The sequence below is a fragment of the Halochromatium sp. genome (genome assembly GCF_054919635.1).
Genome location: NZ_JBUDPI010000210.1, coordinates 1 through 6,717, shown reverse-complemented (window position 1 = coordinate 6,717; position 6,717 = coordinate 1). Strand labels below are relative to the sequence as shown.

Below are 6,717 nucleotides of genomic sequence, written 5' to 3'. Positions count from 1 at the left end.
GGGCCTGCATTGGCGAGGATCATCGCGCCGATGCCGAGCGCTTCGAGGTCTCCGATGAGGGCATCGTCGTGATCCGTAAGGGGCAGACGATCTGAGTCGGACAGGCAAATCAAGCGTTGCCCGCAGCTCGGCCAGTCGCATCCAGAAGGCGCAACCAGAAGGCGCAATCAGAGAGTGCAGCCAGAGGGGGCAGCGAGAAAAGGGCAGCATTCAAGCCGTGGGTAGCCTTGATCACAACGCGGCGCAGATTTCGACCCTGTTCAGGTCGCTCCTGGCCGCCTATGGCGAGCAGCACTGGTGGCCCGCTGAGACGACCTTTGAGGTCATGCTTGGTGCCATCCTGACGCAGAATACGGCTTGGACCAATGTCGAGCGCGCGCTGACCCAGTTGTGCGCTGACATCACACTGACGCCAGACGCGGTATTGGCGCTTGCCGAGCCGAGACTGGCCGAGCTGATCCGACCCTCTGGCTACTTCAACGTCAAGGCGCAGCGGCTGAAGGGCTTCTGCGCGGCGCTCATCGAGGCGGGTGGTGAGCCCGCGCTCGCGGCCTTGCCGACCGAGACGCTACGACACTGGCTGCTGTCGATCAAGGGCATCGGCCCCGAGACGGCTGACGATATCCTGCTCTATGCCTTCGAGCGACCGGTGTTCGTCGTCGACGCCTATACTCGGCGGCTGTTTCGTCGGCTCGGCCTGATCGACGGCGATGAAGGCTACGAGCAGATTCGTCGGTTGGTCGAGACCGCGCTCGGGCCGGATACCGCCTGCCTCAACGAGTTTCACGCCTTGATCGTTCGTCATGCCAAGGATGTCTGTCGGGCGCGCAAGCCAGGCTGTGAGGCCTGTCGGCTGAGCCAAGGCTGTCGGCAGCTCGAGGGCACCTGATCCCGTCTCAGAGGCCTGATTCAGGGGGCGATTCAGGGAGCCGATTCAGGGGCCTGATTCCGGCCCCGACTCAGGACCGAGACCGAGGCGCCATCAGAAGCGGCAGATGGTCTCGCCGCCGTGCTCGATCCAGCCGTGGATCATCTTCTTGGTGGTCATGCCGCTGGCGCAGTAGCCATCGCGATCGATGCAGATCAGGCCCCCGCGGCCCTGGACCTTGCGGCTGAGGTAGGCCAAACCCTCATCGACCGCGGAGCGCGCGTTGCCGCCGCAGAGCTCGATCAGGTCGGCCACCGTCTTGGCGAAGACAGTGCGCATGAAGTCCTCGCCGTAGCCGGTTGCGGAGACGGCGCAGCTGGCATTGTCGGCATAGACGCCGGCGCCGATGATCGGCGAATCACCGATCCGGCCCATACGTTTGTTGACGATGCCGCCAGTGGAGGTGGCAGCGGCGAGGTTGCCGTGGCGGTCGCGGGCAACGGCGCCGATGGTGCCGTATTTTTGATCCTCGCCCTCATCGTCATGATCGAGCGTCATCCGACCGCGTAGCCGCGCCTGCTCCAGCTGCTTGATGCGATTTGGAGTGAAGAAGTAGTGGTCCGGTGTGAGCCGGACCTGGCAGTGCTTGGCGAATTCAAGCGCGCCATCACCGATCAGCATCACATGCTCGCTGCCGTCCATGATCAGTCGCGCCAATTGCACCGGGTTGGCGATGTTGCCGATGCCGGCGACGGCGCCGGCAGCGAGATCGCGTCCATCCATGATCCCAGCGTCCATCTCGACCTTGCCGTTCTCATTCAACACCGAGCCGCAGCCGGCGTTGAAGAGCGGGTCGTCTTCGAGCTGTGAGGCGCAGCTCTCGACCGCCTCTACAGCGCTGGCGCCGCGCTCAAGGATGGCGCGACCGTGCTCGAGAATGACGCGGATGCTCTCGAGATAGCGCACTGCGATGCGCTCGTCGGCGACGTTGTCGAGCGCACCGGCACCGCCGTGAATCATCAGGGAATAGGTATCGATCATGCCGTCCACTTAGGCGATTTCTGTCAAAGCTCATACCGCCTTGCTGGTCTTTTCGCTCGCCTTCTTCGTCGCGCCGCCGGTCACATAGCCCCGCTATGCTCCCGGCGACGCTCCTCGAAGGCAAGCGAAAATCCTGCGCAATTCGGTACGAGCTATTCCGGCAATCGCCTTAGAGCCGCTGGCTGAGGGCGAGCGCCAATGTCTGTTGACGGTCCGGGTTACCGGCAAGCAAGACAAGCAGCTTGCCGACGAGCACCGGACCCCAGTTCACCAGGATAACGCCTTCGCCGGTGCCTGGGTCATATTCGAGCCCACTGAGATCGATATCGGCCAGCATCCGATGCTGTGTCGGGAAGGTCCGGGCAAGCCAATGCTCGATGCCGAGCTTGCGGGCGATCATGGTCGGGTAAGAGGCGCCATTCCAGCGCGGATTGCATTCGATGGCGAGATGCTGGCATTCGTTGTCGCTGTCCATCACGGCGACATCGAAGGCAAACACCCCACGCATGCCCTGCTCGGCCAGCCAAACGGCCATTGGCTCGACCAGCTCCCAGGGTGCTGCTGGCACCGGGTGCCGATTGCCCTGATGGACACAGCCCTCGAGGACCTGCTCGGTCGCGGCCATCCGCTCGGGGCGACCGTCGATGATCTGGTACTGGAGGTTGAGGAAACAGTCAGTGCGCACCTCGTCCTGGATCTGGACCGGGACCGTCGGTACGAACTGTTGGATGGCGCTGCGTAGGGCCGGCGCGTCCTCGCAGCGGTAGATGCCGACACCGGAGACCGAGACCGCGGCCTTGAGATAGCAGGGGTAGGGCGCGGCGTCGATATCCGACGCGCTGATCATCGCCACCTCATCGAAACAGAGGGTCCGGGGAACCGGCACTCCGAGGTCATCAGCCAGGGCCATGAAGCGATTCTTCGAATTGATGTAGTCGACCGTGCGATGCCAGCGCTCATCTGGGCGTCTGCGCTGCTCGGCGTCACCGAAATAGAACACCGATGGCTCATGCTCGGGGTAGGCGGCGAGCAATCTTGGGTCGACGTCCCAAATGACCTCGGTGCCATGGCTGAGACCGATGCGCTGATAATGACCGCAGATGGCCGACCATTGTGGCTTGAGGTCTGGATGCAGCTGGACCAGGTCGCCAGGGTCGCTGGCGCCGAGTGCGCGGCCCGAGTACAGGTGGTTGCCCAATACGCCCTCGGCGGTGCAGCCCATAATGTCATGGTTGAGGATTCTCGGCCGTCGGGCCGGTTGCATCATGCCAGCCAGATTGGCGCTGGCGGTTGGGTTTCGAGCCGAGTCGTTGATGCTTGCGCCCATATCGACGTCCGTCCATCGCAGAGGGTTTCGGTTGAGAAACGTCAGGATGGACAGCAGGTAAGCAAACCGCGGGCCAGTCTCAGCGGCCGTCGGTCAAGGAGTGGCCGTCGCGGAGGGATCGTCGGCCGTCTGCTGCTGTGGGCTAGAAGTCCCCCGAAGAGTCAGGCGAGGGCTTAGGCGAAGACTCAGGCGAAAACTCTGGCGAACACTCAGGCGGGCGGCCCGGAATGCTTCGTGTTGCGCAGCCGTGGCTCGATGAATCGGCGCCGGAACTGATGGCAGGTGTCGATGAGCTCGCGACAGCTCTTGGGCATGGGTGCGCGTGCGCGGACCATGTGGCTCACCAGGGCGGTGCTGGCTTTGAGGATGCGGTTGCCTTCCTGAGCCTCGTGGACCTCTTCGGTCGAGGGCGCCGGCGGCAGATGTGGCTGAATGTTCCGGAGTCGATCGCCGGCGACGACGAAGGCGGGCCAGACATGGAAGATCGCGGGATCGGTGCGCAGGATCTCGCACTTGCGCTTCGCCGACTCACCAAGCTCGTGCAACAGCGGCTCGAGCCCGCTCACTTGCGTGCTGCCTTCAAAGGTCGTGGTCAGGGTGGCGATGATGCGATCGATATCACGCATGGTCATCGCCATCTTCAAGTAGCGACTCTCGTAGAAGGCAGCGATCGGCTGGCTGAAGGCCTTGAACGGCTCGCCCCAGAGCTCATCGATGCCCTCGTCGCCGCCCCGATGGCGCACCATGTGACCGAGGTCCAGGGCCTCGAGCAGATAGTCGCCGCATTCGCGCATCAATGCATCATCGGGCTCGATCTCGACACCATCGGCCTGTAGCTCGACGAGCTTGGTGAAGATGGTGGCCGCGCGGTTGAACAGGGCGCCGGCCAGCATGGCGCCGTTGACGCGCTTGCGCTCGGGCTCGGTCTCGGCCTCGTAGGCAGCACGGGCCTCGGCAAGTCGGATGCCGGGGATATTGATACCGTGCTCAACATGATTGAAGAGGCGACGGGTGAGCGCCTCGATCAACGCCTTCTTGGCCGTCAGGGTCTCCGGCGGCGGCTCGTAGTACTTGATCCAGTAACCGTCGTAATAGATACAGCGCCGTCCTTGCACCTCGGCGATGGTTCCGTTTGGGATCGTTTCGCTCATTGTGCTTATCGTGCGCTGTGCATCAGGTCGGGGCATGGCCGTGATCGCGGACAAGAGGCCAACCGTCGGCGAGCCGCGGGTCGTGATTGCGAGGTGTGACTGGCTCGATGCTAACAGGCGATGCGCTCAGGCGATGCCGTCGAAGGATGCTGTTAGGTCAACGCCATTGCAGCCTGTATCATCGGCCCTGAAGTATCGCAGCATCGGCCCCCTTGCTGCCAGTGCTGCGAGGGCTCGTGCGGCGGTACTCTGCTCCTTGGAGCCTGCACGAAGCCAGCCATCAGCCTTCGGACCAATTCATGGGGTTTATCGATGCCAGGTCTCACGCTATTAAGGTGTTTCGGAATGCGGTGGTTTCTCTCTGGCATTGTCTTAGTCGTCGTCGCTAGTTTCGCACCCACGCTCGCGCTTGCCGACCTTGCGGAGGCCAAGGTTTTGGTCAAGTCGGAGCCCGCGACCGAGTCGAGGGCACTGCCAACACCGCCAAACGGGCCTGTGCCGAGTCGAAAGGCGCTCAAGGCGTTGGTTGAGCGCACCGCGAAGCGCTATGGGGTCGAGATCGATCTCGTCGATGCCCTGGTGATTGCTGAGTCAGGCTATGATCCGCATGCCGTCTCTCCGGTGGGTGCTGTTGGACTGATGCAGGTCATGCCAGAAACGGCGGCCGATTATGGCGTCAACTCGATCGACGCGCTATTCGATCCGCAAACCAACGTCCGCACCGGGGTTCGTCATTTCAAGCGCTTGCTCGGGCGGTTTGGCATCGGTAAGGCGGTGATGGCCTACAACGCCGGTGAGGGAGCGCTCAGCCGCCACAATGGCTTCGTCACCTATCCCGAGACCCAGCGCTACACGCATCGCGTACTGAGCCATTATCTCCGCAAGAAGGGGGTCGCGCCCTATTCGCTCGAGGCGCGCAAGCTCACGGGCGTGACGCTGACGCCGGCGATGGCGACAGCCGGGGCAAGGACGAGCGGGCGGGTCGTGCGCCAGATCGATCCCTCACGCTTGCGGTTACGCATCCGGCCAACGCTCTCCGAGCGCGCGCTCGACCCTGGGCTGCACAGCAGCGGTCCAAACAGCAAGCCGATGTTTGAGCTGCAGCACCTGAAGCCGCGCAACTGAGTGCGCGGCTGTCCGGTGCTTGTCGAATGGTGCCAGATCGGTGCCAGATTGGTGCCGGCGGGGCCACCCCAGTCAATGCCGTCTCGGTCCGCGTCAATTGCCTGCGAGCTTCTCCTCGTATTCATCGCGGAAATAGCGCAGCGTACTCATCACGGGATTGGGCGCCGTCTGACCCAGGCCACAGAGGCTGGTAGCTTGCACGACCTCACAGAGCTCCTCCAGTAGCGCTAGATCGGCGTGGCTGGCGTTGGACTTGGCGATCTTATCCAGCAGTGCGTGCATCTGCTGCGTCCCTGTCCGGCAGGGGACACACTTGCCGCAGGATTCATCCATGCAGAATTCCATGAAGAAGCGCGCGACATCGACCATGCTCGAGGTCTCGTCCATGACGATCATGCCGCCCGAGCCCATCATGGTGCCAAGCGTCTTCAGGCTGTCGTAGTCGACCGCGATATCGAGATGCTCGGCCGGCACGCAGCCCCCTGATGGGCCGCCTGTCTGTACGGCCTTGAAGGCCTTGCCGTCGGGGATGCCGCCGCCGATCACCTCGATGATGTCACGCAGGCTGGTGCCCATCGGCACCTCGATCAGGCCGGTGTTCTCGATGGTGCCGGCGAGGGCGAAGACCTTGGTCCCTTTGGAGCGCTCGGTGCCGATGCCAGCGAACCAGTCGCCACCCTCTCTGACGATGGGGGCGATGTTGGCATAGGTCTCGACGTTGTTGATCAGCGTGGGGCGCCCGAAGAGTCCGGACTCGGCGGGGTAGGGTGGACGCGGGCGTGGTTGGCCGCGGCCACCTTCGACTGAGGCCATCAGTGCGGTCTCTTCGCCGCAGACGAAGGCGCCAGCGCCGAGCCGGATCTCGATATCGAAGTTGAACTGGGTCTCGCAGATATGGTGGCCGAGGAAGCCTTGGCGCTTGGCCTTGCGAATCGCGGTCTTGAGGCGCTCAACCGCCAGCGGATACTCGGCACGGACATAGATGAAGCCCTTACTGGCGCCGATCGCATAGGCCGCGATGGCCATGCCTTCGAGGACGCGGTGCGGGTCTGATTCGAGGATCGCGCGGTCCATGAAGGCGCCGGGATCACCCTCGTCGGCATTGCAGATCACATACTTCTGCTCGCTCGGCATCTTGGCCACGGTGGACCACTTGAGACCGGTTGGATAGCCACCGCCACCACGTCCGCGTAGGCCGCTGGTGG

The 6,717-nt window shown here is 63.3% G+C and carries 7 protein-coding genes; 3 read left to right on the top strand and 4 right to left on the bottom strand.

The window, feature by feature from the left end; translation table 11 throughout:
• Positions 1 to 8 precede the first annotated feature (8 nt).
• Together ACY693_RS12690 and ACY693_RS12685 are read left to right on the top strand one after the other, a co-directional pair.
• Complete coding sequence (locus tag ACY693_RS12690) at positions 9 to 95, top strand: hypothetical protein (protein WP_462322195.1); 87 nt, start codon at positions 9 to 11, stop codon at positions 93 to 95.
• 122 nt (positions 96 to 217) lie between these two features.
• On the top strand, positions 218 to 889 hold the full coding sequence (locus ACY693_RS12685; protein ID WP_462322194.1) for an endonuclease: 672 nt from the start codon (positions 218 to 220) through the stop codon (positions 887 to 889).
• A 93-nt stretch (positions 890 to 982) separates the two neighbouring features.
• Here ACY693_RS12685 and ACY693_RS12680 read toward each other — a convergent pair whose 3' ends face one another.
• The 3 genes from ACY693_RS12680 to ACY693_RS12670 all read right to left on the bottom strand — a co-directional run bounded on the left by ACY693_RS12680 (position 983) and on the right by ACY693_RS12670 (position 4,387).
• Positions 983 to 1,909 (bottom strand): isoaspartyl peptidase/L-asparaginase family protein, encoded by a 927-nt coding sequence (locus ACY693_RS12680; RefSeq protein ID WP_462322193.1) that lies wholly within the window; start codon positions 1,907 to 1,909, stop codon positions 983 to 985.
• A gap of 169 nt (positions 1,910 to 2,078) precedes the next feature.
• The gene (locus ACY693_RS12675) at positions 2,079 to 3,236 is read right to left on the bottom strand and encodes an ATP-grasp domain-containing protein (protein WP_462322192.1); all 1,158 of its coding nucleotides are present in this window, start codon (positions 3,234 to 3,236) and stop codon (positions 2,079 to 2,081) included.
• Positions 3,237 to 3,445: 209 nt separating this feature from the next.
• Positions 3,446 to 4,387: a hypothetical protein gene (locus ACY693_RS12670; RefSeq protein ID WP_462322191.1), complete on the bottom strand. Its 942-nt coding sequence runs from the start codon at positions 4,385 to 4,387 to the stop codon at positions 3,446 to 3,448.
• Between the two features lie 345 nt (positions 4,388 to 4,732).
• On the opposite strand from ACY693_RS12670, the gene ACY693_RS12665 reads away from it, so the two are divergent.
• Complete coding sequence (locus ACY693_RS12665) at positions 4,733 to 5,512, top strand: lytic transglycosylase domain-containing protein (RefSeq protein WP_462322190.1); 780 nt, start codon at positions 4,733 to 4,735, stop codon at positions 5,510 to 5,512.
• Positions 5,513 to 5,605: 93 nt separating this feature from the next.
• On the opposite strand, the gene ACY693_RS12660 is transcribed toward ACY693_RS12665, so the two are convergent.
• On the bottom strand, positions 5,606 to 6,717 hold a 1,112-nt coding region (locus tag ACY693_RS12660), incomplete at its 5' end, for a complex I 51 kDa subunit family protein (protein ID WP_462322189.1).

Excerpts from the sequence above, each read along its gene's own strand:
- ACY693_RS12675 (WP_462322192.1), bottom strand. The coding sequence starts at position 3,236 with ATGGGCGCAAGCATCAACGACTCGGCTCGAAACCCAACCGCCAGCGCC.
- ACY693_RS12680 (WP_462322193.1), bottom strand. The coding sequence starts at position 1,909 with ATGATCGATACCTATTCCCTGATGATTCACGGCGGTGCCGGTGCGCTC.
- ACY693_RS12665 (WP_462322190.1), top strand. The coding sequence starts at position 4,733 with ATGCGGTGGTTTCTCTCTGGCATTGTCTTAGTCGTCGTCGCTAGTTTC.
- ACY693_RS12670 (WP_462322191.1), bottom strand. The coding sequence starts at position 4,387 with ATGAGCGAAACGATCCCAAACGGAACCATCGCCGAGGTGCAAGGACGG.